This is a genomic window from Pseudoalteromonas sp. NZS71 (assembly GCF_015864715.1).
In the GTDB taxonomy this organism is placed as follows: domain Bacteria; phylum Pseudomonadota; class Gammaproteobacteria; order Enterobacterales; family Alteromonadaceae; genus Pseudoalteromonas; species Pseudoalteromonas arctica.
This window is the reverse complement of record NZ_JADYWS010000014.1, coordinates 20,421-46,888: the sequence shown is the minus strand read 5'-3', so window position 1 is coordinate 46,888 and position 26,468 is coordinate 20,421. Positions and strand designations below refer to the sequence as shown.

At 38.3% G+C, this 26,468-nt stretch carries 19 protein-coding genes; 1 reads left to right on the top strand and 18 read right to left on the bottom strand.

What is annotated here, in order from left to right:
- Nucleotides 1-10: 10 nt before the first annotated feature.
- From I6E85_RS10830 to I6E85_RS10745, 18 genes are all read right to left on the bottom strand, one after another.
- A complete protein-coding gene (locus I6E85_RS10830; protein WP_197236953.1) occupies nt 11-250 on the bottom strand; it encodes a glutaredoxin family protein in 240 nt (79 codons plus the stop codon).
- Nucleotides 243-2,360 (bottom strand): bifunctional 23S rRNA (guanine(2069)-N(7))-methyltransferase RlmK/23S rRNA (guanine(2445)-N(2))-methyltransferase RlmL, encoded by a 2,118-nt coding sequence (rlmKL, locus tag I6E85_RS10825; protein WP_007586899.1) that lies wholly within the window; start codon nt 2,358-2,360, stop codon nt 243-245. The genes I6E85_RS10830 and rlmKL overlap by 8 nt, the downstream gene beginning before the upstream one ends.
- A 91-nt stretch (nt 2,361-2,451) precedes the next feature.
- A complete protein-coding gene (locus tag I6E85_RS10820) occupies nt 2,452-2,982 on the bottom strand; it encodes a cell division protein ZapC (protein ID WP_007586900.1) in 531 nt (176 codons plus the stop codon).
- Nucleotides 2,983-3,099: 117 nt separating this feature from the next.
- Complete coding sequence (gene pyrD / locus I6E85_RS10815) at nt 3,100-4,110, bottom strand: quinone-dependent dihydroorotate dehydrogenase (protein ID WP_010552659.1); 1,011 nt, start codon at nt 4,108-4,110, stop codon at nt 3,100-3,102.
- 120 nt (nt 4,111-4,230) lie between these two features.
- Nucleotides 4,231-9,072: an NAD-glutamate dehydrogenase gene (locus I6E85_RS10810; protein ID WP_197236952.1), complete on the bottom strand. Its 4,842-nt coding sequence runs from the start codon at nt 9,070-9,072 to the stop codon at nt 4,231-4,233.
- 208 nt (nt 9,073-9,280) lie between these two features.
- On the bottom strand, nt 9,281-11,602 hold the full coding sequence (locus I6E85_RS10805; protein WP_197236951.1) for an RND family transporter: 2,322 nt from the start codon (nt 11,600-11,602) through the stop codon (nt 9,281-9,283).
- Nucleotides 11,602-12,597 (bottom strand): YCF48-related protein, encoded by a 996-nt coding sequence (locus tag I6E85_RS10800; RefSeq protein WP_197236950.1) that lies wholly within the window; start codon nt 12,595-12,597, stop codon nt 11,602-11,604. The genes I6E85_RS10805 and I6E85_RS10800 overlap by 1 nt, the downstream gene beginning before the upstream one ends.
- A 126-nt stretch (nt 12,598-12,723) precedes the next feature.
- On the bottom strand, nt 12,724-14,088 hold the full coding sequence (locus I6E85_RS10795) for a DUF1329 domain-containing protein (protein ID WP_024592567.1): 1,365 nt from the start codon (nt 14,086-14,088) through the stop codon (nt 12,724-12,726).
- 13 nt (nt 14,089-14,101) lie between these two features.
- Nucleotides 14,102-16,201 carry a DUF1302 domain-containing protein gene (locus I6E85_RS10790; RefSeq protein ID WP_197236949.1) on the bottom strand — a complete coding sequence of 700 codons (2,100 nt, stop codon included), beginning with the start codon at nt 16,199-16,201 and terminating at the stop codon, nt 14,102-14,104.
- Between the two features lie 252 nt (nt 16,202-16,453).
- Complete coding sequence (locus I6E85_RS10785; protein WP_101163783.1) at nt 16,454-16,675, bottom strand: DUF2835 family protein; 222 nt, start codon at nt 16,673-16,675, stop codon at nt 16,454-16,456.
- Nucleotides 16,676-19,270 (bottom strand): aminopeptidase N, encoded by a 2,595-nt coding sequence (gene pepN, locus I6E85_RS10780; RefSeq protein WP_197236948.1) that lies wholly within the window; start codon nt 19,268-19,270, stop codon nt 16,676-16,678.
- Nucleotides 19,271-19,317: 47 nt separating this feature from the next.
- A complete protein-coding gene (gene nhaC, locus I6E85_RS10775; protein WP_007586912.1) occupies nt 19,318-20,781 on the bottom strand; it encodes a Na+/H+ antiporter NhaC in 1,464 nt (487 codons plus the stop codon).
- Nucleotides 20,782-20,962: 181 nt separating this feature from the next.
- Entirely contained in the window at nt 20,963-22,987 is a 2,025-nt protein-coding gene (prc, locus tag I6E85_RS10770) for a carboxy terminal-processing peptidase (protein ID WP_197236947.1), read from the bottom strand.
- A gap of 26 nt (nt 22,988-23,013) precedes the next feature.
- Nucleotides 23,014-23,664, bottom strand: a complete 651-nt coding sequence (gene proQ, locus I6E85_RS10765; protein WP_007586916.1) for an RNA chaperone ProQ — start codon at nt 23,662-23,664, stop codon at nt 23,014-23,016.
- Nucleotides 23,665-23,679: 15 nt separating this feature from the next.
- Nucleotides 23,680-23,958 (bottom strand): hypothetical protein, encoded by a 279-nt coding sequence (locus tag I6E85_RS10760; protein WP_002961910.1) that lies wholly within the window; start codon nt 23,956-23,958, stop codon nt 23,680-23,682.
- Nucleotides 23,958-24,416, bottom strand: coding sequence for a GAF domain-containing protein (locus I6E85_RS10755; RefSeq protein WP_007586917.1), 459 nt, complete (start codon nt 24,414-24,416; stop codon nt 23,958-23,960). The genes I6E85_RS10760 and I6E85_RS10755 overlap by 1 nt, the downstream gene beginning before the upstream one ends.
- A gap of 128 nt (nt 24,417-24,544) precedes the next feature.
- A complete protein-coding gene (locus tag I6E85_RS10750; protein ID WP_007586920.1) occupies nt 24,545-24,925 on the bottom strand; it encodes a hypothetical protein in 381 nt (126 codons plus the stop codon).
- 287 nt (nt 24,926-25,212) lie between these two features.
- The gene (locus I6E85_RS10745; protein WP_101163786.1) at nt 25,213-25,998 is read right to left on the bottom strand and encodes a PRC-barrel domain-containing protein; all 786 of its coding nucleotides are present in this window, start codon (nt 25,996-25,998) and stop codon (nt 25,213-25,215) included.
- Nucleotides 25,999-26,171: 173 nt separating this feature from the next.
- Here I6E85_RS10745 and I6E85_RS10740 point away from each other — a divergent pair, with 173 nt between their 5' ends.
- Nucleotides 26,172-26,357, top strand: coding sequence for a hypothetical protein (locus I6E85_RS10740; protein WP_024589178.1), 186 nt, complete (start codon nt 26,172-26,174; stop codon nt 26,355-26,357).
- Nucleotides 26,358-26,468: the final 111 nt, after the last annotated feature.

The window sequence follows — 26,468 nt, the reverse complement described above, 5'->3', positions numbered from 1 at the left end:
TTATTTGCTCTTATTCTGCTTGTGCTAAAAATTCGCGCACAGTGTGTAAAGTAAAAGGCCAAAATAATTGCTCGCCTTTTTCACTTTCTAATACAGGAATAGTAATTTGATACTCAGCTATAAGCTGCTCATCAGTCATAATATCGATTAGTAATAACTCGCTAGTATCACAAAGTACCTCAGTGATAAGTTGCTCAGCTTGCTCGCACAAGTGGCAACCATCAGTGTGGTATAAAACCCATTTAGCCATGTGTGATTAACCAGCTATTATGGATTTTTTTATTACGTTTAAAGTCTGGTGATAACGTTTTATCTGAAATATTAATGGCTTTTAAACCTAAACCAATCAGACCAACTTCATCTATCACAAAGCCACGTTTGTTATTAGAGAAAATTAAGGTACCTGATGGGCTTAAAATCTTCTTAACCCACGTTAATAATTTAATGTGATCGCTCTGTACATCAAACGCGTCTTTCATACGTTTTGAGTTTGAAAACGTTGGAGGATCTAAAAATATCAAATCATATTGCGCCGTTGCGTGCTCTAACCATTTTAAACAATCTGCTTGTTCAAAACGGTATCGTGTATTACTAATACCATTTAAATCAAAGTTATCTTGGCCCCATTTTAAGTAGGTCTTTGATAAATCGACTGTAGTAATGGCTTTAGCACCACCAAGAGCAGCATGTACAGAAGCTGTACCTGTGTATGCAAAAAGGTTTAAGAAACGTTTATCTTTAGCATTTTCTTGAATATAACGGCGCATTAAGCGATGGTCTAAAAACAAGCCTGTGTCTAAGTAGTCAAATAAATTAACTTTGAACTTAGCACCAAACTCTTCAACAACCATAGTACGGTTTTGTTTAGACATAGCGGTGTACTGATCTTCGCCCTTCTGCTTTTTACGTACTTTTACAGCAATGTTTTCAGGTGAAATCTCAAGCTGTTGAGCCGTTAAACTTATTACGTCTTGCAGGCGTTTTTCTGATGTTTTTTCATCAATTTCTTTAGGCGCTGCATATTCAAAAATTACAGCAGAGTCGCCATAAATATCTACAGCAACATTGTATTCAGGGATATCCGCTTCATAGACGCGATAAGCATCTATTTTATTTTGTTTAAGCCAGTTTTTTAAGCCTTGCTTATTTTTTTTCAATCTATTTGCAAATGACGTTGAGCCTTCAAAATTGAGTGCTTTTTTGTCATCTGTAGTCAAACTTACTTGCTTATCATCTAATTGGTATAAGTTAAGTTCTACATCAAGCGGGCCATTTTTAAATTTATAACGCTTAAGGCGCACAAGTTTTAAAAGTTTAAATAAGCTCTCGTCCATACCCAATAAGGCAAGTTTCCAGTGATTGAAGTGCTTTTTAAAGCCAACGCCTAAATTACGGTGTAAATCAACAAGCTCAGCCATAGAGCCAATACGCTCACCATAAGGTAAGTTTGAAATTACAACACCCGGTAATTTTGCAACAGCTGTAAGTTTAGTTGCATCACTTTGCTTAAACTTAATCACGTCGTCAAGCTCTGCACGTTTAGCATTATCAATTGCTTTACTTAATACTTGCTCATCGTAATCGTGGCCAATTAACCATAATTTAGGATCAGTAATATTAGCGAGTAACTCTTCTTTAAGCTCTTTAAACTTAGCGGCTCTAAAACTGGGTAAACGCTCAAAAGCAAAACCTTCACGGAATAGTCCTGGCGCTTCGTTTCGCGCCATACCGGCAGCTTCTATCAAAATAGTACCCGCACCACAACATGGATCGAATAAAGGCTGTTTTACATTTTCAAGCCAGCCACTTCGCTTAATTAATGCAGCAGCTAAGTGCTCTTTAATTGGCGCTTTACCTTGGCCTTGGCGGTAACCACGTTCTGACAAACGAGGACCTGAATAGTCAATATACATCGATACGCCGTAACGATTTAATCGTGCAACTACGCGCACGTTAGCATCTTGCTTATCAACGTTAGGACGTTGCTCATATAAATCATTAAAATAGTCAACAATCGCATCTTTGATTACAAGACCCGAAAATTGCGTGTTTTTTAATGAGTCATTGGTACCGTTGAAGTCGACAGCGAATGTTTGCGTAGGTCCAAACCATTCTTGCCAAGGTTGCGAGCGCGCAAAATTATACAGGCTATTTTTGTCATCTACGCCTTCTTTTTCTTCAATAAGCATAAGCACACGCGTTGCAAAACGAGTTGATAAACAAACCTTTTGCGCAAGTAATGAGTCAGCCTCAAAACGAACAGAACCAACAGTTTGCTTAGACACGGTTGCGCCAAGTTCTGTTAGTTCATCAACCAATAAATTTTCGATTCCGATAGAAGTAAGTGCGATAAATTGCAAAGTAATAACCCTTAATAGCTAATTGCGCAGGATTATAACATAGGTTGGGCGACAAACACGCCATAAAGACACGCTTAAGACTTAAATTTGGTTAGGCGGTTTGACTTTGATATTGCTGATTTAGGATGGGGTGTACTCGATTATTCAAAATACGGATTACTTCAAATTGCGCTAAAGATAAGTTTTCGTCTAATTTAAAGGTTTCACTTAAATTCAAACAAATAGATGCATCAGGACAATGCTCTACAATTAAAAAATCACCTGACTGCGCTTTAGATGTTAATTTTACTATTGCCTCTACGCTTGGCTCTGTTCCGGTGTATTCTTCAAAAAACCAACTTTTTGCTAAAACGGGTTTTAAGTGATACTTAACAGCAGTCGCATTTAATGATATTTGACAAATTTGAGCCGCAGACCACAATTCAAATCCATCCAGATAATTATAAACTTGTTCGTAAAATGCAGCATCTTCGAGACTAAAACGTGGATTTTTAAAAACAGAATCGGTGAGCTGTCTTAATTTATAAGGCGTGCATAATTGCATGTCGTCATTTAAATCAAGTAACAAACGATTTTTATCAGGACAAGTAATCCACTGCCATTGCTTTGATGCTTGTAACATTTACTCCTCCTTGGGTATGTTGAATAATTATTGCTCAGAGTATAACCGCTTTTGACCACTTTTAAAATGTTTGCTTAGAACATTTAGCTAACGATCAAAAGCTTAGATAACTGATCCTTATAAGCCGTTAACGATCGACTTTACCAATTGTGGACCTTTGTAGATGAACCCAGTATAAACCTGAACTAAATTTGCGCCTGCATCTAACTTTTCTTTTGCAGATGTAGCATCATCAATACCGCCGACTCCGATGATTGGTAGCTTACCTTGTGTTAAGCGTTTTAGTTCACTTACTACCTCTGTAGAGCGCATTCTAACAGGGTGACCTGATAAACCGCCCGCCTCTTGTGCATATTGCTGCCCCATAACTGCGGCTCGCTCAAGCGTTGTGTTTGTGGCAATTACACCATCAATTTTATTATTTAAAAGTGATTCACTTACTTGCTCTATTTGTATTTGATCGAGATCCGGTGCAATTTTTACAAGCATAGGCACTTGCTTATTATGCTTTGCAATTAAATCTAACTGTTCATTTTTAAGACTTTGCAATAAATCATCAAGTGCAGCACCATATTGTAAATCACGAAGCCCTGGGGTATTTGGTGATGAAATATTTACCGTAATGTATGAGGCATGCTCAAATACTTTACGCATACAATGAATGTAGTCATCTTTACCTTGTTCATTAGGTGTATCTTTATTTTTACCAATATTGATACCGAGTATGCCACTGTACTTTGCTGCTTTTACATTTTCGACTAAATTATCAACACCTTTATTATTAAAGCCCATACGGTTAATAATTGCGTTTGACTCTGGAAGTCTAAAAATACGTGGCTTATCATTACCAACTTGAGGACGCGGTGTAACCGTTCCAACTTCAATAAAACCAAATCCCATTTGGCTAAAAGCATCAATACATTCTGCATTTTTATCAAGGCCAGCGGCAAGCCCTACTGGGTTTTTAAATTCAAGACCTAAAAAGTTTACGGGTTTATCTGAAACACTTTGTGACCAAGCTATATTTAGAGGCGTATTAGCAAAACGACGAAGATTATTAAGTGCAAACTCATGCGCCCACTCCGCATCACGGGTAAACATAAAACGGCGAGCTAAATCATAAAACATCAATATAATCCTCTTTTTAAATTTCAGACAAAAAAATACCTCAGACAAGGCTGAGGTATTGTATAACAATTTTAACAATCAGTTATTTATTTACTAAACAAATAACTGATTAAAGCTAAATTATTTTCCTGATGTATCACAGTTATGACTTAATAACATAAGTTCACGAAGTGCAACTGAGAACTTAGCAAAGTCGTGGCTTTGTGATGTTTTAAACTCAGCCAACATTTGTTTCCAACGCTGAAGTAATAAATCTTGACTATCCATCCACTCATCTATTTGACTATCAACATCGCTCTCGTCACCTTCAAAGCTATTTAGCACCACTTCAGATAACGTACGTTGCTGCCAATCAAGCTCTTCACGGTAAGATGAACGAGCAAGTGCTTGCCAATGATTTGCTACTGGTTGCTTAGTTATTTGCTCTAAGAACCAATGCAGACCCATTCTTGCGCCTAGTTTAAAGTAAGTATTCGATACCATCGAAATACTCTTACCTGAATTATTAGCAACTTCAGCTAAATCCATCACAGAGAATAAGCTTGATAACGAAACAATACGCTTAGCTATATCTGCAGGAACGCCGGCATCAATTAACTTATTAGCTTCAATTACAATACGGTCATTTTCTTTTTCAATCATGTACGTATTTAAATTATCGCTTAAATCTTTAAATGTTGGCGCAAAGAATTCAATTCCTTGTTCAATCGTTTGTGACTTATTACGATGACGTAAGAACCAACGCGTAGTACGGCGAACAGTACGACGAAGTTGGTAAAGCATTTCAGTTTGTACCGCTGCTGGTATTTTATTATCCAGTGCGCTGATAGAAGACCATGTATCGCGCATTTCAAATATTTCGCTAGCAATTGAGTAACACATTGCAATTTCAGCTTCGTTGGCACCGGTTTCTTCATGCATACGTACCATGAAGTTTAAACCCATATCATTAACGATACTGTTAGCAAGTTTAGTTGCAATAATTTCTTTACGAAGTGGATGGTTGTTCATCGCATCGTTAAACTTCTCACGTAGAGGACGTGGGAATGACTTCACAAGCAATTGACGATAGTAAGGGTTTTCAGTAATTTCATCACTTACTAAAGACTCTTTTAATACCATTTTTGCGTAAGACACTAGCACTGAAAGCTCAGGGCGAGTTAAGTCTTTACCTGCGGCTGCACGTTCTGCCAATTCTTCATCACTTGGAATGAACTCAATAGCACGGTTTAACTTGCCATCTTTTTCAAGTGCATGAATAAAGCGAATCTTTTCTTTAAGCGTTGAAGTACCTTTAGACTGCGTAATTGAAATAGTATGTGTTTGACGGTAACAGTCTTTTAATACTAATTCAGATACTTCATCTGTCATTGAGTAAAGTAGCTCATCACGTTGTTTACGTGTTAAGTCACCTTCAGCAACCAAGCCATTAAGTAAAATCTTAATGTTAACTTCGTTATCTGAACAGGCAACGCCCCCTACGTTATCAATAAAGTCAGTATTAACACGACCACCCTTAGCTGCAAATTCAACACGACCTAATTGAGTTGCACCTAAGTTACCGCCCTCACCAATTATTTTAGCGCCTAAATCTCTACCATTGATACGTAGTGCATCGTTTGCACGATCCCCTACATCTGCATCAGTTTCTTTAGAGTTTTTAATGTATGTACCAATACCGCCATTCCACAGTAAATCGAACTCCATCATCAATGAAGCTTTCATTAACTCGTTTGGGGTCATACTTGCTTTTTTAGTGCCCAACATTTTTTTCATTTCTGGGCTAAGCGTAATTGATTTAGCGGCACGAGAGAAAACACCACCACCGGCAGAAATTAACTCTTTATTATAATCTTCCCAAGATGAACGCGGCATATTAAATAAACGTTCGCGCTCTGGGTAAGAAATAGCAGCATCTGGGTTAGGATCAACAAAAATGTGCATATGGTTAAAGGCAACTTGTAAACGAATATGCTTAGATAACAACATACCATTACCAAATACATCACCAGCCATATCGCCTATAGCTACCACTGTAAAGTCAGTCGTTTGACAATCGATATCCATTTCACGGAAATGTCGTTTAACTGACTCCCATGCGCCTTTAGCTGTAATACCCATTTTCTTATGATCGTAACCAACCGAGCCACCTGATGCGAATGCATCACCTAGCCAGAAATTGTATTCATTAGCTATGCCGTTTGCGATATCAGAGAAAGTAGCGGTTCCTTTATCGGCTGCAACCACTAAGTAAGCATCATCTTCATCGTGGCGAACAACATCGCGAGCTGGGACTACTTCCCCGCGCTCTATGTTATCTGTAATATCTAGAAGACCACGGATAAAGATTTTGTAACACTCTTGGCCTTCTTTGATAAACGCTTCGCGCTCACTAGGTAGTTGTTTACATACAAAACCACCTTTAGAACCAACAGGTACAATTACTGTATTTTTAACTTGTTGTGCTTTAACTAGGCCAAGTACTTCAGTACGGAAATCTTCACGACGGTCAGACCAACGCAGACCACCACGCGCTACTTTACCGTAACGTAAATGCACACCTTCAACGCGCGGAGAGTATACAAAAATCTCAAACGCAGGAAGAGGAAGCGGTACGTCAGGAATTAAGCTAGGGCGTATTTTAAACGATATATACGCTTTAAACTGACCTGCATCATCTTTTTGGAAATAGTTAGTACGTAGCGTAGCAACAATCATATCTACGTATAAACGTATAATGCGGTCATCATCAAGGTTTGCTACATTTTCAAGTTCTAAGTAAATTTGCGTACTTAACTTTTCAAGTGTCTTAGCACTTGCTGGGCTCTTAACTGAGAACTTTTTAGCAAATAAATTAACAATTTGCGCTGCAATGTTTGGATAATTTGCAAATGTACTTTCTATGTAACTTTGTGAGAACGTTACACCAATTTGACGCATGTACTTAGCGTAAGCACGTAAAATAGAGGCTTCGCGGCCAGTTAGGCCACCCATTAACACTAAACGGTTAAAACCATCATTTTCAAGGCGGTTGCCCCAAACATTTGTTAATGCAGCGCGAAAACGTGCTGAAATTTTATCAAAGTCTGCCATCCCTTTGCTGTCAATAAGCATCGAGAAGTCCATGATCCAGTTAATACGACCATCGCTAGTTTTAACTGAATATGGTGTTTCACCAACAACGCGCAGACCAAAGTTTTCAAGCATTGGCATAACATCAGATAAGTGAATTGGCTCATCTTTATGGAATAAGCTTAATCGTACAATATTACTGTTTGCTTCTTCTTGAGGACGGTAGAACAGCATTTCTAGCTTGTTTTCATCGCTAAGTAGTTCTAACTTTTCAATATCAACAACCGCAGCACTTGGAAGCACTTCGTCTTTGTATGAGCGTGCAAACGCATTACAGTATTTACGATTTAAATCGTTACCACGTGCTTCACCCGCAGACTCTAAAAGTGCAGATTGAAGTTTATCTTCCCACGTACGTGCAGCTTCTACTAAATTGTTTTCGATGTCTTTCACGTTATATTCGATCTTGTTGTCGGTCACACGAACGGTGTAATGAGTACGCGCCAGTGTTGACTCAGAGAAATAAGTAGTAAATTCGACTTTATCGTCAGAATTAAATGCATTAGCTAATATATCTTGCGTTTCACGACGAAGAGCCGTGTTATAGCGTTCGCGAGGAACATAAACCATGCAAGATAAAAAGCGACCATACGCATCTTTACGTACAAACAAGCGACACATATCGCGCTCTTGTACTTGTAAAACACCCATAGCAACTTCAAGTAGCTCACTTTCGCGCGCTTGAACTAGCTCATCACGTGGGTAGGTTTCTAAAATATTTAAAACAGCTTTGTAAGCGTGTGTACCTTTAGCAAAATCACACATTTCCATAATGCGGTTAATTTTACTTTTTAAAACAGGCACATCAGTAGCACTGTTATTGTAAAAGCTTGATGAGAACAAACCAATAAAGCGGTCTTCACCAATTACATTGCCTTCATCGTCAAAACGCTTAATACCTACGTAATCAATGTAGGCTGGACGGTGAACGCGAGAAACAGAGTTTGTTTTTGTCAAGATCAGTAGGTTGCTGCTGCGTGCTTCTTGGCGAGCAACTTCTGGTAATTCTGATAATAATCGTGTGTGTTCTTCAGTCGAGTTTTTCATCAAGCCAAGACTTGATTCCATTTTACCTTTTAATTGGTAATCACCTTGAACTGGGCTTAGCTCATATTCACGGTAACCCATTAGGGTAAAGTTATCTTTCGCTAACCAATCTAAAAACTCAGTTGTTTCTGAAACTTCTTCTGTCGTTTTATTGTGATGACGTTTAGGTAACTCTTTGGTTACTGCAATCAATTTTTTACGAATTGGCTGCCAATCATCAACAGCAACTGATACATCAACAAGAACCGACTCTAACTCTTTCTTGAAAGACTCAATCACAGAAGAATCTGTTTGACGGTCAATTTCAATAAAAAATACTGTTTTAGTAGATGAGGATTCTTGCTCTGCTTTTAAATTTGATAATCCAGAAATTTTAGCGTTTTCATCGCGCTTAATTTTTAATGGGCAGTGAAGTAATAAGTGAGAGGCGATATTTTCACGAGTCATGGCCATACGAACAGAATCAACTAAAAACGGCATGTCTTTAGTAATAATCTCTACGATTGTATGTGATGACTGCCAGCCATCTTTTGCCACTTCAGGGTTGAAAACGCGGATAACAGCGTCGTCGGTAGTATTTTTTTCTAGCGAGTTCCAAAGGCTTAATGCTGCGCCATATAGGTCACTATCGTTGCGGTTTGCCAAATCCTCTTTAGACATATTGCTGTACAAGGCTTTGGCGAATTTCTCAACGAGTAACACATTATCAGCGCGAACTTTTTTCTGGATCAGCTTACAGACATTATCTAGGATAACCGAGGCTTGGCCTTCATTTCGTGTCATTGTATGTTCCTTAATCTATTACTGCTCAGGAGCAGGAATTTGTACAGCTATTCATTAGCGTGGAGTCAATTAAATTCTAACCCTTTTACAGCTAATAAACAGCCTTTTCGATGAAAACATTTTAAGCATTTCAGCTATTTGGTCATCTATTCACAAATTGTAGATATAAATGGCCTTTACAGGCCATTTAGGAGCAAAATTATTCACATTATTTTTTCTGGTCAGTCCAGAGAAGGCTACCAATAGCGGGTAATAACAACACTGCACCTAACATATTTACTAAAAACATGAAGGTTAACAGTATACCCATATCAACTTGGAATTTAAGATCTGAGAATATCCACGTACTCACACCAATCGCAAGTGTAATACCGGTAAATAGAACCGCACTGCCACGTTCAACAAGCGCATTTCGATAAGCAACACTTAATGGTACATTTTGCTTAAGCTGCCCCATCATCGACGACAGTATATAAATGCCGTAATCGACCCCAATACCCACTCCTAGAGCAATAACTGGCAAAGTAGAAACGGTTAAGCCTATTTCTAATTGCACCATAAGTGCTTGTGCAAGTGTTGATACGATATAAAGCGGCAATACCACTGCAATCGTTGCTTTTACGCTTCTAAAGCTCATTAAACATAAAATGATAACGGCACCATAAACATAAAGCATCATTGGTATTTGCGCTTCTGCAACTGATTCATTAGTGGCTGCCATTACACCAACAGGTCCTGACGCTAACTTAAATGCTAATTTATCAGTGCCCTCTTCTTGCGCAAATTGCTTAACACTCTTAATTACAGTATCGATAGTTTGTGCTTTATGATCATCTAAAAATATAATCACTGGCATAACTGAACAATCACCGTTAAGTAAACCTGTACTAGTTTCAACTCGAGACGTTGACTGCACTAAACTTGCTGAATTTCGTGGCAAGCTTTGCCATTTCAAATTGCCTTCGTTGTAGCCTGCGTTAACCGATTGAGCTACAGAGCTCAAACTTACAGCAGACTGCACACCTGCTACATTCTCTACTTTGTATTGAAAACGGCTTATACGCTCCATCACATCATGCTCAGTACATGCTGCAGGATACGCTTCTACAATTACCTTTAAGATATCAGACGAGATAGTGTACTTGTCTGATATTAAAAACGTGTCTTGATTATAACGGGCATCTTGATGCAGTGATGGAGCACCTGCATGTAAGTCACCTATACGCATTTTATCTGCTTGCCAGTAACCTAAAGCAAATAGAACAAGTGTAAAACCAATAATCATTTTAGCTACTTTAGGATCAGTCGCTTTAACAAGTAAGTCGCGGATTTTATCAAGCATGTTTGGTTTTGCTGCATCACCAGATTGAATATGTACACTGTTTTCAAAGTTCATGTACGAAGCCCAAACTGGCAATAAGATTAAATTAGTAAATATAATTACTGCTACACCTAAACTCGCTGTAATGGCAAGTTCACGGATAATACCAATATCGATGGTAAGTAATGTTAAGAAGCCTACGGTGTCTGAAAGCAGTGCAATACCGCCTGGCACTAATAAAGCCCTAAAACTTGACTGACAACAAATACGTGTTGTTTTACCTTCACCTACTTTTTTACCAATCGCATTTATCATCTGCACACCATGGCTTACACCAATAGCAAATACTAAAAACGGTACCAAAATAGACATAGGATCAAGGCCAAAACCTAAACTTGAAAGCAGGCCTAATTGCCAAATAACAGCAATAATGGAACATGCGATAGGCAAAATAGTCAGCTTTAAACTGCCACAAAATAGCCAGACCATAATAAAGGTAAAAGCGATAGCAATGGCAAAAAATACAACCACCCCTTTTGCACCTTCCGCTATATCACCAGCCATTTTTGCAAAGCCAATAATATGAATACTTACTTTGTCCGTACTTAAAGGCTCTCTTAAATCACTTTCTAGCTTTTGTGCAAAAGCTAATGTGTCTAATTTTTGTTGTGTTTGAGGATCAGTTTCTAAAAGTTGAGCAGTTACCATTGCACACGAATAATCGCTGGCAATCATACGTCCTACAACTTTTGCTTTTTCAATGTTCTCCTTTACTACACGTAAACCACGCTTATCTGCTTTAAAGTTAGCAGGAATAATTGGGCCACCGGCAAAGCCATCCTCCACTACTTCAACAAAACGAGCACTGGGTGAAAATATTGAGTTAACTAATGGACGATTTACGCCAGGAATGAAATAAAGCTGATCGTGAACCGCTTTTAATTGAGTAAAGAACTCTGGATTAAATATATCACCACTGTCATCACACACTGAAATCAAAATACTGTTTGCACCACCAAACTGCTTTTCATGCTTGGTATACACTTTCATATAATCGTGGTTTAACGGGATATTTTTATTAAACGATGCATCTAATTGAATTTGAGTCGCTTTGAATACAAGTAAACAGGTTATAAGTGCAAAACTTATAAGCATAATTAAGCGATGTCTAAAAATCGCCTTTTCAATAAAATCGAGTAGTTTATGCATTAAGGGGTTAACTCCTTCACTTTAATGCCATCTTCTGTAGCCATGATCAGCCTGTTATCTAAAATTACACCATCAAGAATCGCTTTACCGTCAGCAAGCTGCTCGTGGGTGAGTAACCCATCTTGAAGATGAAAAATAACGCCACTGTTGGCAAGCATAAGCCATTGTTTGTTATTATAATTAATGATGTTGTTGATCGTCGCTGTTTTAACATTTTCGAAATGCTGCCACTGCTGTTCACCATTTTGCTTTGCAAAAACATTACCTCGAAGCCCTGCCACAATTTCTTGTGTGCTATCTGATGCAACTGCAAAGAATGAACCAGGATAAATTTCTTCTATCCTTTGCCAAGTTTGACCATCATCAATGCTTCTGGCCATCAAGCCCATCTCACCAACCAGCATTAAACCATTATCTGTTTTTTCGATTCGATTAAAGTGCGGTAAAATTGAAGCAGTTTCGGCTTCGTATCCTTCGGGGTCATTTTCTTTTAAATCGTTCAAGTAATCACGATCATCACTAAATAATAGCGAATCTAAAAAGCGTTTTTGCCAATGTTTACCACCATCGGTGGTTTGATAAAACATGCCATATGCGCCCACTGCAAAACCTTTTAAATCATCTTCAAATAGAATATCTAAACATGGTTTGTCTAATTTTGGTTGTGCTTGTTGTAGTTGCCAATTAATACCACCGTCAGTAGTATTTATTATTGTTGCATCGTGGCCACACGCCCATCCATTATTTTCATTACTAAAATCAACGGCAGTTAATAGCACTTGAGTTGGGACTAGCTCAGCTTGTTGCCATTTATCACCCGAGATACTTTTAATAACAGTACCGTGTTTACCTACTGCAATTAGACCATTGCCTGTGTTGGTTATGTCGGTGAGTAAGGTTTTAGCTGCATTTGTTGCACTGATTGCATTGTTAGGGGCTTCTTGTGCAACACTCGCACCGCTTATTATCAGGCTGGCATATACCAAATACTTCATAAATTTTAATCGCCTTGTACGAGAGAGTTGTTTGTCTTTTTACTGGGGAAAGCGTTGCGCGCTGTAAGACAAACGCGATGAGAAAGGAAAAGGCACTTAACAAATTGTTAAGTGCCTAGTTTAATACTATCTACCTGCGCGACGTAAAGCGCTTGAAGTAAATTCGTTATCGTTAAATGACTGTGAAAAATCGTACATTTTTTCTTGGTTATCTAAACCAATTGCTAAATAACGACGAGAATTCAAATCATGATAAACCTCAAGCGTACTCCACTGTGTAGGTACTTCGTAGTAGTTAAGGCCATAAGCCATTGCTACACGATAAAGTTGGTCGCGGTTATCATAAATATCAGTAACCTGTACTTGCCAGCTATCCTCATCGATGTAAAACACACGTTTTTTATAGATATGACGTGTATCATCTTTTAAGTTAGCTTCAACAACCCAAACACGGTGTTTTTCGTAACGTGTATGTTCTGGGTTAATATGGCCAGGCATTAAAATATCATCGTACTCTAGCTTATCACTATGAAGTTTATAGCTGTTGTAAGGTATATATAACTCTTGCTTGCCTTTTAGTGTCCAGTTGTAACGATTTGGCGAGCCATTAAACATATCAAAATCATCGGTAGTACGCAGGCTATCTGCAGCTGTGCCTGGTGCATCATATGCAACATTAGGTGCACGACGAACGCGGCGTTGTCCCGAGTTATAAGTCCATGCTTGGCGCGGCGTTAATATTTGATCCATTGTTTCATGAACTAATAATGCAGTACCCGCTAAACGAGCTGGTTCTGTAACGCTTTGTTTAAACTTAAACAAAATATTTGAGTCTTGTAGCTCTGCTGGTGTTGCACTAGGGTCTGAGTACTTAACTAATAACTGCTCATCAAAGCCAACATAGTTATAAGAACCAGATGCAGTCGGTGCAGCTTGACCACCAAAACGCTCAATAGACTGGCCACGGTAACGTAATAAATGATTCCAAATTGCCTCTAAACCCGTTTTAGGAATAGGGAAAGGAATACCAATCGCCGTATTTTTAATACCGTTACCGCCTTCAATTAATTCAGCAGTCGGTGCAAACTTTTTAGTCGCATCATACACAAACTGAGGGTAAGACGCAGAACGGCGAGTTTCATACACAGGCATTTTAAATGTGTCTGGGTATGCTTCAAATAAAGCAATTTGACCCGGACTTAAATTGGCTTTGTACTTTTCAATATTACTTTTATCAATAGTGAAAAGCACTTTATCAGCTGTAAATGGGTCAAGGTGATGCATACCAGCTTCATAACCTGCTGGTGCAGAAGTAATGCCATTATTCCATGCTGGAATAGAGCCATCAGCATTAGCTGCTTTTTCTGCGCCCATTGGCGTTAAGTTTTGACCTAATTGAGCAACTTCATCAGCGTTTAATTTAGCTAAAGCTGCGCTGCTTGCAAACAAGCTACAAAAAGCTGTAGCGATGAGGGTAGGTTTTTTAATCATAATAATGTTACCCCTAAATAGAATATTTTAAGTTAAAAGAAACGTAATCGCGATCTGAGAAAGTATTAATATCGCCGCCGCCCCAAAACGAGTTATAGCTCACATCAAGTGACCACGCATTTTGGTAGTTAAAGTTCATGGTTGCACCTAAAGATTTACGGTCTTCAATAAATAAGAACATAGGGTCTGGTGTATTACCATTTACGTCATGAGAAAATACAAAACGTGGAGAGAAGTTAATACCTTTGTAAAGGTTAAAATAATCACCTTTAGCAATTAAGCGGTAACCCCAAGAAGACGCAGTAGCAAATGATTTTTCTTCAGCGCCATTTGATAAACCAAGTTGCAATGTTGAGTAATCAGTAGTACCAGGGCCTGTAATTGTGCCACTACGGCCAGTACCCGATACATTTAAACGCATTTCGTCATATTCTGGCATGTTATGAATTTTTACAGCACCCACTTCACCAACAACAGCCCAACTATCGGCACCTAATGAAGGTCCAAATAAGTGAGTAGCCGTGAATTGAATTTGTGATGTATCACGTTCTATATATCCTTGAGCAACTTCACCCGCACCAACAGAGCTAATATCATCGCCAAAACTCATTTGCGAAATACCTGCAAAATCAGGACGAAGACCTGCAAGCGCTAACTGCTCCGGCATAGCTGTGTAAAGTAACTCTACGTCATCAATTTGCAGTGGTTCATCTTGACGAAACGCAAACTCACCCGCAAAGGCTGTTTCACCAATAGTTGTGTTAAAACTTAAACCATATAGTTTAATATCTTCTGGGTAGTCGTTTTCAGCTTTTGAGAAGGCCGTTAAATCAGCAACATTATCTGACGTAATTTCTGTTGTCATGATCATCGCTAAATCTTGAGCAATTGCTGCCTGTGAAAAGTTTGATACACGACCAGATATAAGTGGACGACGACTATGGTAGTTCACGTGGTATAACGCAATTTCAGTATCATTAAATTCAGGTAAAAACATACCTAAACGTAAACCGTACTGTCCGCCATCTTCAGGTTCATTTTTACCATTATCTCCTTTACCTTTTAACGCAACCTTAGTTGGGTAAGCAAGATACATTTGGGCTAATAAAGCACTCCCTTCAGCACTTGAAGGATCAATACCTCGAGCAGCTGCTGCTAATGCAAAATCAGATGTTAGGTTATTCAAACTATCTGTTAAAAAAGCCACATCAATATCAGGATTAGACGTAAAACCTAATTGAACATTCTGCTGATAACCATTTTCTGCTGCAAAGTCATTAGTAGAAAAGTATGTACCTGCTGCTGGTAAACGTGTTTCTTGCCATTGATATTGGTAGAAACCTTCAAGCGTAATATTCTCAGTAATTCCGAGCGATGCCCAAAGCATACCGATTGGTATAAATGCTTCTTTTAGCTCAGCGCCAGGTGCTTTTAATCGATCTATATCAACTGGGTTTACGTTAATACCATGAGATATAAGCGTACTTTCACCCCAGTTAACTACTTGCTGGCCTAAACGGACAGATAAAGGGTTATTACCATCATTTAAATCAAAATCGGCCCATACAAACGCGTCTAATAAACGTATGTCGGCACAACTTTGTGCTTTGGTGTCTTTATCGTCACATGGATCGACACCCTGCCCTGATGTAGGATTTGAATAAGCGTGATAACCATCCATCAACGCAAAGTCATAAAAATACATGAAGCGAGTGAATAAACCGTAGTTATCTTTATTTATTGAAAGGTCGTGTGTGCCCTTCAATAGTTTTGAGAATGAGTCACCACTATCAAAATTTAAATTACCCGCGTCACCGTTATTTGAATAAGACCCAGGTTGAGCCCATACATCTTGAGATGAGTAAATAGTGTTGTTTAGCGCTGGGTTGTATCCTGTCCAATCAAATGCTGGATTATTACTTTTACCAATTAGGTTAAAGTCTCTATCTTCTACGCGAACACTTTGCCCATATGAAAAGGTTGAATCGAAGGTAATATCAAAACCTCCAGCTTCAAATGTTACAGCTTGAGTACTTGCTGCAGATAAACCTAAGCTAGCGGCTGCTAAACCTATAGCGATTCTATTTTTAACAAAAAGCGATCTTCTTATCATTTTGGTTCCCCCCTGTCGCGGGTCATTTTGTGTGATCAAGTTATTGTTTTTAGTGTAATCATAACGATAGAAGCGAATCAGTGAAATTACAAATACTCGCTTTAATCTGTCATATACTTTTTATTCTGGTTAACGCTTACGTATTGGTAAGACGTCGTACCAGATAATTTATACACGTAATTTAACAATAGGACAAATTGAAATTAACAAAAATACAATATTTTTATGTATATATAACATAAAAACCGAGTGTCAGGCCACTCGCTCTAGGCGGATGAACTTGTTTTCGGGGGTTAATAAGAGTCTAAAACGGCCACGTACACCCAAGCTCGAAATGAAGGGCCTCAAATGCGTAGCAGCAAAACGAATTGTTTTACCGCCATCCTCTACAACTTGTAAAGAGCTAAAACGGCCATGGTAGTAATCCATGCACTCGTTATAGCTCAATCTCAAGATAAAATAATACTCAATCATTTATGCGAGCGCTTTTTCAACCTTTTCATACAAGTCAGCACTTAGGCCATCTAAATTGGCTAAGCGCTGTAATTGCAGTTTCATTGCTTGTGAGCGTACATCATCGTAACGCTTCCACGACATAAACGGTGTTAGCATACGCGATGCATTTTGTGGATTAATTGCATTAAGTTTTATTAATAAATCACCTAATAACGCATAGCCTTGAGCATCTGCTCGATGAAATTGTGCTGTATTAAAGTGGCTAAAACTTCCTACAAGTGCACGTACACGGTTAGGATTTGAAAAATCAAAACACGGGTGTTCGTAAAGTGCCTTAATATCATCTATAGCAGTACTGCCTGATTGCATAGCTTGCAGTGCAAACCACTTATCCATGACTAAAACATCATGACGCCACTGACTATCAAAATGACTCAAAAGCTCACCTCTAATAGGGTGTGAAGCTTTTACCACAGCGCTTAGGGCACCAAGTACATTAGTCATATTAGTCGAGCTTGCAGCTTCCTTAATAAAGGTTACAGCCTCAGGTTTTTGTGTTTTAGCAAGGTAGTGCAGACATATTTGCTTTAAAGCACGATTCGCAACAGCGCTTGCACTTATACTGCCATCATCTTCAAGATATTCGTAACAATTAAGCAGCTCATCAGCAAGTTCATCAGCAATGTGTTGCTCAAACTTTTCTGTTATTTCAATAATGTCATCTACAGGTATTACATCAAATTCAGCAGCTAACGTGTCAAAACTCGGCAATTTAAACAGCTCTGCAATTAAAGCTAAATCGCCCTCTTTGGTGTTTATAAGTACACGTAGCGCATTTATAATTTCGCTGCTTAATACGCTATTCGTTGCATCGGTGATTTGAGATTTAATCGCCTTAATGAATAGCTGCTGTTGTGCATCCCAACGTGAAAAATCACTGCGCGCAAAACGCATAATATGCAATAGTTCGGGCTCTGTTGTTTGCTGGTTTAAAATACAAGGAGCAGAAAAGTCTTCGAGTAAAACCGCAACAGGCTTTTCTAAAATATTATCAAAGCTAAATGTTTGAGTCGCATTAGTTACATCGAGTACATGATCTAGCTTTTTACCTTTATATTGCAGAGCAATACTTTGTCCATTGGCATCAAGTAGTTCAATAGCAAAAGGTATATGAAGCTTTTTATTCTCTGGCTGATTAGCTGGCGCTGTTTGCTCGATTGTCAAAGTGTATGTATTTGAGCTGCTATCAAATTCTTGAATTGCATTTAAACGCGGTGTACCTGATTGGCTGTACCATTGTTTAAATTGCTCTAAATCAACACCTGATGCATCGCTCATCGCACTTACAAAGTCATCACATGTAACTGCTTGCCCATCGTGGCGCTCAAAGTAAAGCGTCATCCCTTTTTGAAAGTTAGTTTCACCCAGTAATGTGTGCATCATACGGATAACTTCAGCACCTTTATCGTATACAGTTACTGTATAAAAGTTATTCATTTCAATAACTTTCTCAGGGCGAATTGGGTGAGCCATAGGGCCTGCATCTTCGCTAAACTGATGCGTACGCATAACTTTGACCGCATCAATTCGGTTAAGTGCACGAGAGCCTAAATCACTACTGAACTCTTGGTCTCTAAATACAGTTAACCCTTCTTTTAGCGATAACTGAAACCAATCTCTACAAGTAACTCGGTTACCTGTCCAGTTATGAAAGTACTCATGCCCTACAATGGATTCAATCGTATGGTAGTCTTTATCTGTGGCTGTTTCTTGATTAGCTAATACGCATTTACTGTTAAAAACGTTTAGCCCTTTATTTTCCATCGCGCCCATGTTGAAAAAATCGACGGCTACAATCATATAAATATCAAGGTCATACTCTAAATTAAAGCGTTCTTCATCCCACTGCATTGCCTTTTTGAGTGAGGCAATAGCATGGGGTGTTTTAGATAAATTACCTTTATCAACAAACAATGCTAATTCTACATCTCTGCCGCTTTTAGTCGTGTACGTATCTTTTAAAACATCAAAATCGCCCGCTACAAGTGCAAATAAATAGCTCGGCTTTTTAAATGGGTCTTGCCATTTCACAAAATGACGACCATCTTGTGTTTCACCACTGTCTACTTGATTACCATTAGAAAGAAGTTGTAGATACTTTTTATCGGCAATAATAGTTACATCAAACGTGGCAAGTACATCAGGGCGATCCATGTAATAGGTGATCTTTCTAAAACCCTGCGCTTCACACTGTGTACAATACGCACCGCCAGATAAATACAAACCCTCTAAAGAAGTATTCGTCTCAGGCGATATCTCGGTCACAATACTTAATTGACAACTATCCGGTAGGTTATTAATTATTAGCTGCTCGCCAATAATTTCATAATCAGTTATATCAACCGTATCAATAGATAAAGACAGTAAGCGTAAATCAATACCATCAAGCACTAAAGGTGCTTTTTTATCACCAACACGCGTAAGCGTTAGCAAAGAGCTTACTTTGGTTGATAATGGCTGTAAGTCAAAGGTTAGCTCTGTGTGGTCAATTAAAAAATCAGGAGCTTTATAGTCTTTAAGATATTGTGCTTGAGGTTTACTTGATTCAGTCATAGATACTCCAAAACAGCTCCTTTTAAGTTAAAAGGAGCTGTTTAAAATTAGGCGGATTGTTTTGGCTTAATACGTAAAATTTTAATGCCCAAGTAGGCATAAACCACCGCTAAAACAGGGTTAATTAAGTTAAAGAAAGCGTAGAGTGCATAATCAAAAGGATTTATTAGTAAAACGCTTTGCATATATGCGCCACACGTGTTCCATGGAATTAGTGGGCTGGTAATTGTACCGCCATCTTCCAATGTACGAGATAAGTTAACAGGCTTCAAACCACGTTTTTCATATTCATCTTTAAACATACGACCAGGCACAACAATTGCAATATATTGATCGGCCGCTATCACGTTAGTACCAATACACGTTGCTATTGTTGCCGCAATTAACGATCCCGTACTTTTAGCTATTTTAAGTATGCTTTTAACAAAAATATCTAAAAGGCCTGTTTTTTCCATAATGGCACCAAACATCAGTGCAGTCATAATAAGCCATGTGGTTGTAAGCATTCCGGACATACCGCCACCACTGAGTAGGGAGTCCATTTTGTCATCGCCTGTACTTATGCTAAAACCATCAAAAAACGTCGTCCAAACAAGCTTAAAATAGCCAACTAGCTGCCCTTGAGAAACATCAATTTGGCTAGCAATTAAATCAGATTGAAACAACATGGCCCAAACAGCGCCCACAACAGCACCGATAGAGATAGCAGGAAAGGCTGGCATTTTTTTAATCGCTAAAACTAAAAGTACAATTAGCGGGATTAGCATTTCAAAACCAATATTAAAGTTTTGCTGTAAAATAGCCGTTATTTCATCAATGCGCCCCGCTTCGCTTGAAGCAGTTGCGTTAAAGCCCATGAATATAAATATAATCAGTGCAATTACAAAACTTGGTACTGTCGTCCACAGCATATGTTGAATATGCTCAAATAAATCAGCGCCTACAACTGCTGGCGCTAGATTGGTTGTTTCTGACAGTGGGCTTAACTTATCACCAAAGTACGCGCCAGATATAACAGCGCCTGCTGTAACTGTTTGTTCAAGTCCAAGACCCGTTGCAACGCCTAATAAAGCAACACCTATCGTAGCGGCAGTAGTCCAAGAACTACCTATACTCATAGCTACAATGCCACAAATTAAACAACTCGCTGCATAAAACCAACTTGGGTTTATAACTTGCAAGCCATAATAAATTAAAGTTGGTACAGTTCCAGAAAGTAGCCAAGTGCCAATTAACGCACCTACCATAAGTAAAATTAGGATAGCGCCAAGTGAAAGCGTTATACCTTCAATCATGGCTTGTTCTAATTTTTTCCATGTATAACCGTTTTTAAGCCCAATTAAAGCCGCTGCAAAAGTAGCAAATAAAAGTGCAATTTGGTTAGGGCCTGATGAAGAGTTATCACCAAATAAGTAAACTGCAGCACCAAGTAAACAAATTAATACAGAGATAGGAATTAATGCATCAAAAAACGAGGCGGGCTTGATTGGTTTGTCATCCAATAGCTTCAAAGTAGAGACTCCTAGACACACTTACTGTGTGTTTAATTATTATTTTTAGCACGTAAAGCGCATTAATTGAGCATGATTGATCTAGCTCAACTTTATGTAATCAAATATTATAACAATTTAGTAAATTTTAGGTAGTAAAAAAGGCGCTAATGCGCCTTTTTTATAGAGGTAAAACCAGTTGTTACTTCTTAGCTATACGACCATAATTAATGTAATCTTGAGTAATTAATGCAGCTTCTTCCAAAAATGGGTCAAGCTCTTCAATTACTTCAGGTAAATCGTCTAAGTTTTCTACCGGATCTTTACCTAAACGCTTAAGACGCTCGTTAGTACGTACAAGTGCACGTGCTTCACCTTCATCTTTTTCTTTAATACGGTCTGCTTCAACTAAAGAGATAGTTTTACGATCTTTCTCTTCGTTGTATAAGGTAATGTCATTAAATACATAACCAAATTCTGGCTCTGATTTAATTCGTACTTCGTGTTGTTTTTCAAGGTACGTAATAATAGGTGTTAAATTACCTAATTTTTTGTATTTCGCTTTAACAATGCTGTCCCAAGGAAGTGCATTATCTTGCTTACTTTCGCCCCACTCTGCAGGATCGATTGCTGATGGAAACGAAATATCAGGGATCACACCTTTATGTTGCGTACTACCACCGTTAATACGATAAAACTTAGCAATCGTATATTGTACGCTACCCAGCGCATTATCGTATAAATCGTAAGCGCGGCCTAAGCCTTTGTGCTGCTGTACTGTACCTTTACCAAAAGTTTGCTCGCCAATAATAACTGCACGACCATAATCTTGCATAGCTGCTGCAAATATTTCAGAAGCAGAGGCACTGTAACGGTCAACTAAAACAGTTAAAGGACCGTCGTAATAAGTTATACCATCACGATCTTTTTGCTCTTCAATACGGTTATTTAAGGTATGAATTTGAACAACTGGACCTTGGTCAAAAAACAAACCAGACAATTGTGTTGCTTCATATAAAGAACCACCACCATTTTGGCGTAAGTCGATAATAATACCATCAACTTTTTCTTCTTTAAGCTTAGCCAGCTCAACTTTTACATCTTTCGAAAGATTATTGTAAAAGCCTGGAATTTCAATCACGCCAACTTTACTTGTTAAATCAGAGTATTTGGCTTCAAATACTTCTGATTTAGCCGCTCTATCTTCAAGTCGAATTTTATCACGCGTGATTTCAACAACTTTAGGTGCGCCGTGAGCGTCAACACCTTTTAAATACTGTAGACGTACTTTAGTCCCTTTAGGACCTTTAATTAAATCAACTACGTCATCTAAACGCCAGCCAATTACGTCTACAAATTCTTCGCCATCTTGGGCAACACCAATAATGCGGTCATCTGCTTTAATTTGATCTGTTTTATCTGCAGGGCCTCCTGGCACTAAGCTGCGAATAACAGTGTAGTCTTCATCAGGGCTTAGTACGGCACCAATGCCCTCAAGCTCTAAGTCCATATCCATTTTGAATTGCTCTGCACGACGTGGCGATAAATAAGACGTATGCGCCTCAATACTACGTGCTAGCGAATTCATAACAATTTGAAAAGCATCTTCTGAATTAGATTGTACTAAACGTTTTTCTGCATTTTTATAGCGTTTGCTCAGCACTTCTTTAATGCCTTCCCAATCTTTACCCGTCATTTTTAAACGCAGTGCGTCGTACTTTACACGCTCACGCCAAATTTCATCAAGCTCAGCTTGTGACACAGGCCATGCTGAATCTTCACGGTCAAAAAAGTATTCATCTTCTTTATCAAACGTCATTTCTTTTTCAAGTAAAGTAAGTGAATACTCGTAACGTTCAAAACGGCGTTTAAGACTTAAGTTAAAAATATCAAACGTAAAGTCTAATTTACCGGTAGTAATAGCGTTATCAAAGTCATCACGATATTGCTCAAAAGAAGCAATATCGCTGGCTAAGAAAACGCTTTTATTAAAATCAAGGGATTCGATATAACGATCGTACACTTTACTAGAAAGCTCATCGTTAAATCGAACCGGTGTATAGTGTGAACGAGCAAATAAGCTAGCCACTCGTTTGCTAGCAGTACCATGTTGACTCTCTTGCTTAAGCTGGGGTAAATCGTCAATTGTAACAGCTTCTACAGCAGCAAATAATGAACCTGAAAACAGGGCAGCAACTAACGGAATGAGCGTAAACTTTTTACTCATACACAACTCCTTAATTTATTTACAACTTAAACGATGTATAAGCTGTCAGCTTTGGTTTTAACTTGCATACCTGTCACTAATTCAACATGAACGTCATCTTTGTTCACTTCAGTGATTACTGCATTTACAAGTGCTTGGCCAAGTTTAACCTTAACCTTATTATTAACCTTGACCTCAGTTGCTGGTAAAGGTTCAATTTTTCCTGAACGTTTAACTGGCGCTGCTTTAGCAGGTTTGTTAGCTGCAGGTGCGTTTTTATCGCCTGCTTTGCTAGCATGAGCTGGTTTTTTCTTGAAAGATTTAGAATCAGAATCTTGGCGAGGACGCTGTTGTTTTTTGCGTTTTGCCATTTTAGCGCGGCTTTCTTCCAATGCTTTTTGTGCATGGTCGATATGCTCTTGCTCAACTTTTTCACCTTGATTACCATCAAGATCAATACGAAACTCTGACTTTGTCACAGCTTCTAAATAACGCCAATTAGACGTGTATTTTCTAAGCGCTTGACGAACTTGAGTCTTACTTACTTTTTCAGACCCTTCAATACGCTCAGCAATATCTTTAAAAATACCTACTTTAAGCGGCTTGATGCCATCTTTTTGTTTAAAACATTGTGGGAATTCTTGATATAAAAATTCCAACACTTCATTAATATCTTTTAGCTTGTTTGTGGTTTCCATTTTAGAACCTATTTTTCACATCTTTTCATCAAGGGACGAATCGACGTAGTGTGTTACCCAGTCGACCAACTCTTCGAAATCGGCTTCTATTACAGCCATATCACCCCGAAGGTGTTCCCAAATACCATTAATTGTTTCATCAATAAATTCACATTCTGAATCATCTGGAAGACGATCCCATGCAATATGAATTAAATCATTGAGCGTTTCCGCTACATGCTCTTCTTCGCCTTCCCAGTCGCCAACATCTTGCACAGCAAATAGGTAGTCTTGAACATTTAGCAAATCTTTCATTACAGGCTCGCCTCTAAGCATTTCACTAATGCTTCAAGGCCAGCTTTATCATCAGCATCAAATCGGCCAATACTTGGACTATCAATGTCTAGTACTGCGAATACTTTACCATGTTTCATGATAGGTACAACTACTTCAGAGTTAGACGCTGCATCGCAGGCTATATGCCCGTCAAAAGCGTGAACATCTTCAATTAATTGTGTTTCAGCGGTTGCCGCAGCTGTTCCACATACCCCTTTCCCAACGGGAATACGGATGCATGCAGGATTACCTTGAAACGGACCAAGTACTAATTCAGTAGGAGAATCCATAAAGTAAAAGCCCGCCCAATTTACATCTTCTAAAGAGGTAAATAATAGCGCGCTTATGTTTGCCAAATTGGCAATTACATTAGATTCACCAGCTATCAGCGATTCAGTTTGCTTAACTAATGACTGGTAAAAATCGTGCTTTTGCATACCAAACTACTTCTTATTAAACATACAGTAGCTAAAGGTACTCTTTGTCGTGAAAAATTGGAACCTTTTGGAGGTAAAAAAAAGGAAATCGCACCGTTTATCAGCGTGCTTGGTTAATAATGCTGCGATTATTTTTTTACCGATTTGCGAAGACCAAATAAAAACAGTCCGGCTGCAAATGCTGACATAACACTATTAATCAAAAATATCTCGCCAGTTGAGGCACTTAATAAGTAACTAAATATAGCGCCACCTAACAAACCAAGCGTTAATACACCTGAATAATTAACTTTAGAATACTTAAACATTAGTAAATACCCTGGCACAACAAAGGCCGCCATCGTTAAGCCTACAATATGTGCATTTGAGATAGCAGTCATCAACAGTTGAAAAAATACGGATAAGAAATCACCCTGTAGCGTTAGTGCATAATACAATCCTAACAAGCTGCCAATAATTACCGGGGACAATAATGAAAGCGCGACGCTTTTTGCGAGTTGATGTTTCATCTAATAATCCTTAATACAGAGTATAAATTTTAATGTATTAAGCATGCACCAAGATCTAAAGCTTAGAAATAGAGACTATGGTCGTAACTTATGATGATAAAACATACAATATATAAGCTCGGTAATTTAATAAAGACAAGCACTAGACTTTTTTGTTAATGGATCGAGAGGTCGGGATTTGAACCCACACTCTCGAATTAAATAGTTGAATTAAACGACTTACTACAAGAATACTTATTTAATAACGTAAACAAACCAATCAAAGACCTCATTTAAAGGTAGTATTGTTATTCAACATTACAACCATAATGAGTTTGCAAATTTTGTTCATGTTCTAGATTAAAAGGCACTGAGGGGTCAAAAGTGGGGGCATCTTTCACTTGCTGCTGCGTCATATCAACATAAATTTTAGAAGTAGGCCAACTCACCTCTTTAATCCATTTGGGAGCAATCAAAACCAGATGACCCAACCACCAATTACTGGTGTTAATAATCAAATAACGAATTTCCCAGGTGTCGGTATCTATCAACATACCTTGTAAGTGACCTAGATCACCGTCTATGACATCAAGTTTGTAACCCGTTACTGCATTACTACTGCGTAGATGATGATCATTATCTTGAGATAATGCAGCATCAACATCTGCGAAATTATCTGGTGCATCTAAGTTATCAGGCTTTGGTGCGACACTATAATTACCAGGTGACATCATATTAGGGCCGGGATCACCTCCCAAAATATCAGTGTTATCCCAATAATGTGAGTAACCATAATATCGCATGTATTCTAGCTCATACTGCCTAGAAACTGGCTTTTCGCTATCCATATCAGGGCAATTTTTAACTTGTTTTCTTGAAATTGTAACAGTGAGCGTCTGTGGTTTCTGATTCAACTTTTTAATTGATATAGGTGAAAGTAATATTTTTTTGCTCAATAGCCAAGTGCCACTTTCAACCACCAAATATCTGATCACCCAGTGTTTATCATCAAAATAAAAATCTTTGGTAAGCCCAATATCTCCATCCGATGCATCAATGGCTAAATTTTTTAAATCATTCAGAGTATGTAACATGACGTATTTGCTCCAAGTTAAAGATGGCAAACAATAAATCATTGTTTTGTTAATAGAGTTTATATTTAAAAGCTTGCAGCAATATTCTCATTCAATCTGTTCGCTATCGCACCGAAGTAGCATGAATACAAGGCTAATCTAGATTTATCTATACATTTTAAGGTGAATTGAATATGGCTAAAATAGAAAAACTAGAGTTAGCAGCCCATCGCAACGATATTATTGAAGACGTCAGTAATTTGATTGAGAAATATCGCACTATTTTTGGCTGGGATGTGCCCGATATCGATGAAAAATTGGCAAAAAATTTAATTGTGAATGAAGTTCGCCAAGCGCTTGATAATATCAACAATGAATAAATTACAACGACCTACCAAGCTAGCTAGCTAAAAGTTCGAATGCAAACAGATGAAATCTCTGCAATCGCTTATTGTATATTTGATGCTTGCTTATCAGATGTGAGAGCTAAG

What these genes read in the sequence shown, in the direction of transcription:
- I6E85_RS10830 (WP_197236953.1), bottom strand. Translation starts at nt 250, where the DNA reads ATGGCTAAATGGGTTTTATACCACACTGATGGTTGCCACTTGTGCGAG.
- I6E85_RS10820 (WP_007586900.1), bottom strand. Translation starts at nt 2,982, where the DNA reads ATGTTACAAGCATCAAAGCAATGGCAGTGGATTACTTGTCCTGATAAA.
- pyrD (WP_010552659.1), bottom strand. Translation starts at nt 4,110, where the DNA reads ATGTTTTATGATTTAGCTCGCCGTTTTATGTTTACCCGTGATGCGGAG.
- I6E85_RS10810 (WP_197236952.1), bottom strand. Translation starts at nt 9,072, where the DNA reads ATGACACGAAATGAAGGCCAAGCCTCGGTTATCCTAGATAATGTCTGT.
- I6E85_RS10805 (WP_197236951.1), bottom strand. Translation starts at nt 11,602, where the DNA reads ATGCATAAACTACTCGATTTTATTGAAAAGGCGATTTTTAGACATCGC.
- I6E85_RS10800 (WP_197236950.1), bottom strand. Translation starts at nt 12,597, where the DNA reads ATGAAGTATTTGGTATATGCCAGCCTGATAATAAGCGGTGCGAGTGTT.
- I6E85_RS10795 (WP_024592567.1), bottom strand. Translation starts at nt 14,088, where the DNA reads ATGATTAAAAAACCTACCCTCATCGCTACAGCTTTTTGTAGCTTGTTT.
- I6E85_RS10790 (WP_197236949.1), bottom strand. Translation starts at nt 16,201, where the DNA reads ATGATAAGAAGATCGCTTTTTGTTAAAAATAGAATCGCTATAGGTTTA.
- I6E85_RS10785 (WP_101163783.1), bottom strand. Translation starts at nt 16,675, where the DNA reads ATGATTGAGTATTATTTTATCTTGAGATTGAGCTATAACGAGTGCATG.
- pepN (WP_197236948.1), bottom strand. Translation starts at nt 19,270, where the DNA reads ATGACTGAATCAAGTAAACCTCAAGCACAATATCTTAAAGACTATAAA.
- prc (WP_197236947.1), bottom strand. Translation starts at nt 22,987, where the DNA reads ATGAGTAAAAAGTTTACGCTCATTCCGTTAGTTGCTGCCCTGTTTTCA.
- proQ (WP_007586916.1), bottom strand. Translation starts at nt 23,664, where the DNA reads ATGGAAACCACAAACAAGCTAAAAGATATTAATGAAGTGTTGGAATTT.
- I6E85_RS10760 (WP_002961910.1), bottom strand. Translation starts at nt 23,958, where the DNA reads ATGAAAGATTTGCTAAATGTTCAAGACTACCTATTTGCTGTGCAAGAT.
- I6E85_RS10755 (WP_007586917.1), bottom strand. Translation starts at nt 24,416, where the DNA reads ATGCAAAAGCACGATTTTTACCAGTCATTAGTTAAGCAAACTGAATCG.
- I6E85_RS10750 (WP_007586920.1), bottom strand. Translation starts at nt 24,925, where the DNA reads ATGAAACATCAACTCGCAAAAAGCGTCGCGCTTTCATTATTGTCCCCG.
- I6E85_RS10745 (WP_101163786.1), bottom strand. Translation starts at nt 25,998, where the DNA reads ATGTTACATACTCTGAATGATTTAAAAAATTTAGCCATTGATGCATCG.
- I6E85_RS10740 (WP_024589178.1), top strand. Translation starts at nt 26,172, where the DNA reads ATGGCTAAAATAGAAAAACTAGAGTTAGCAGCCCATCGCAACGATATT.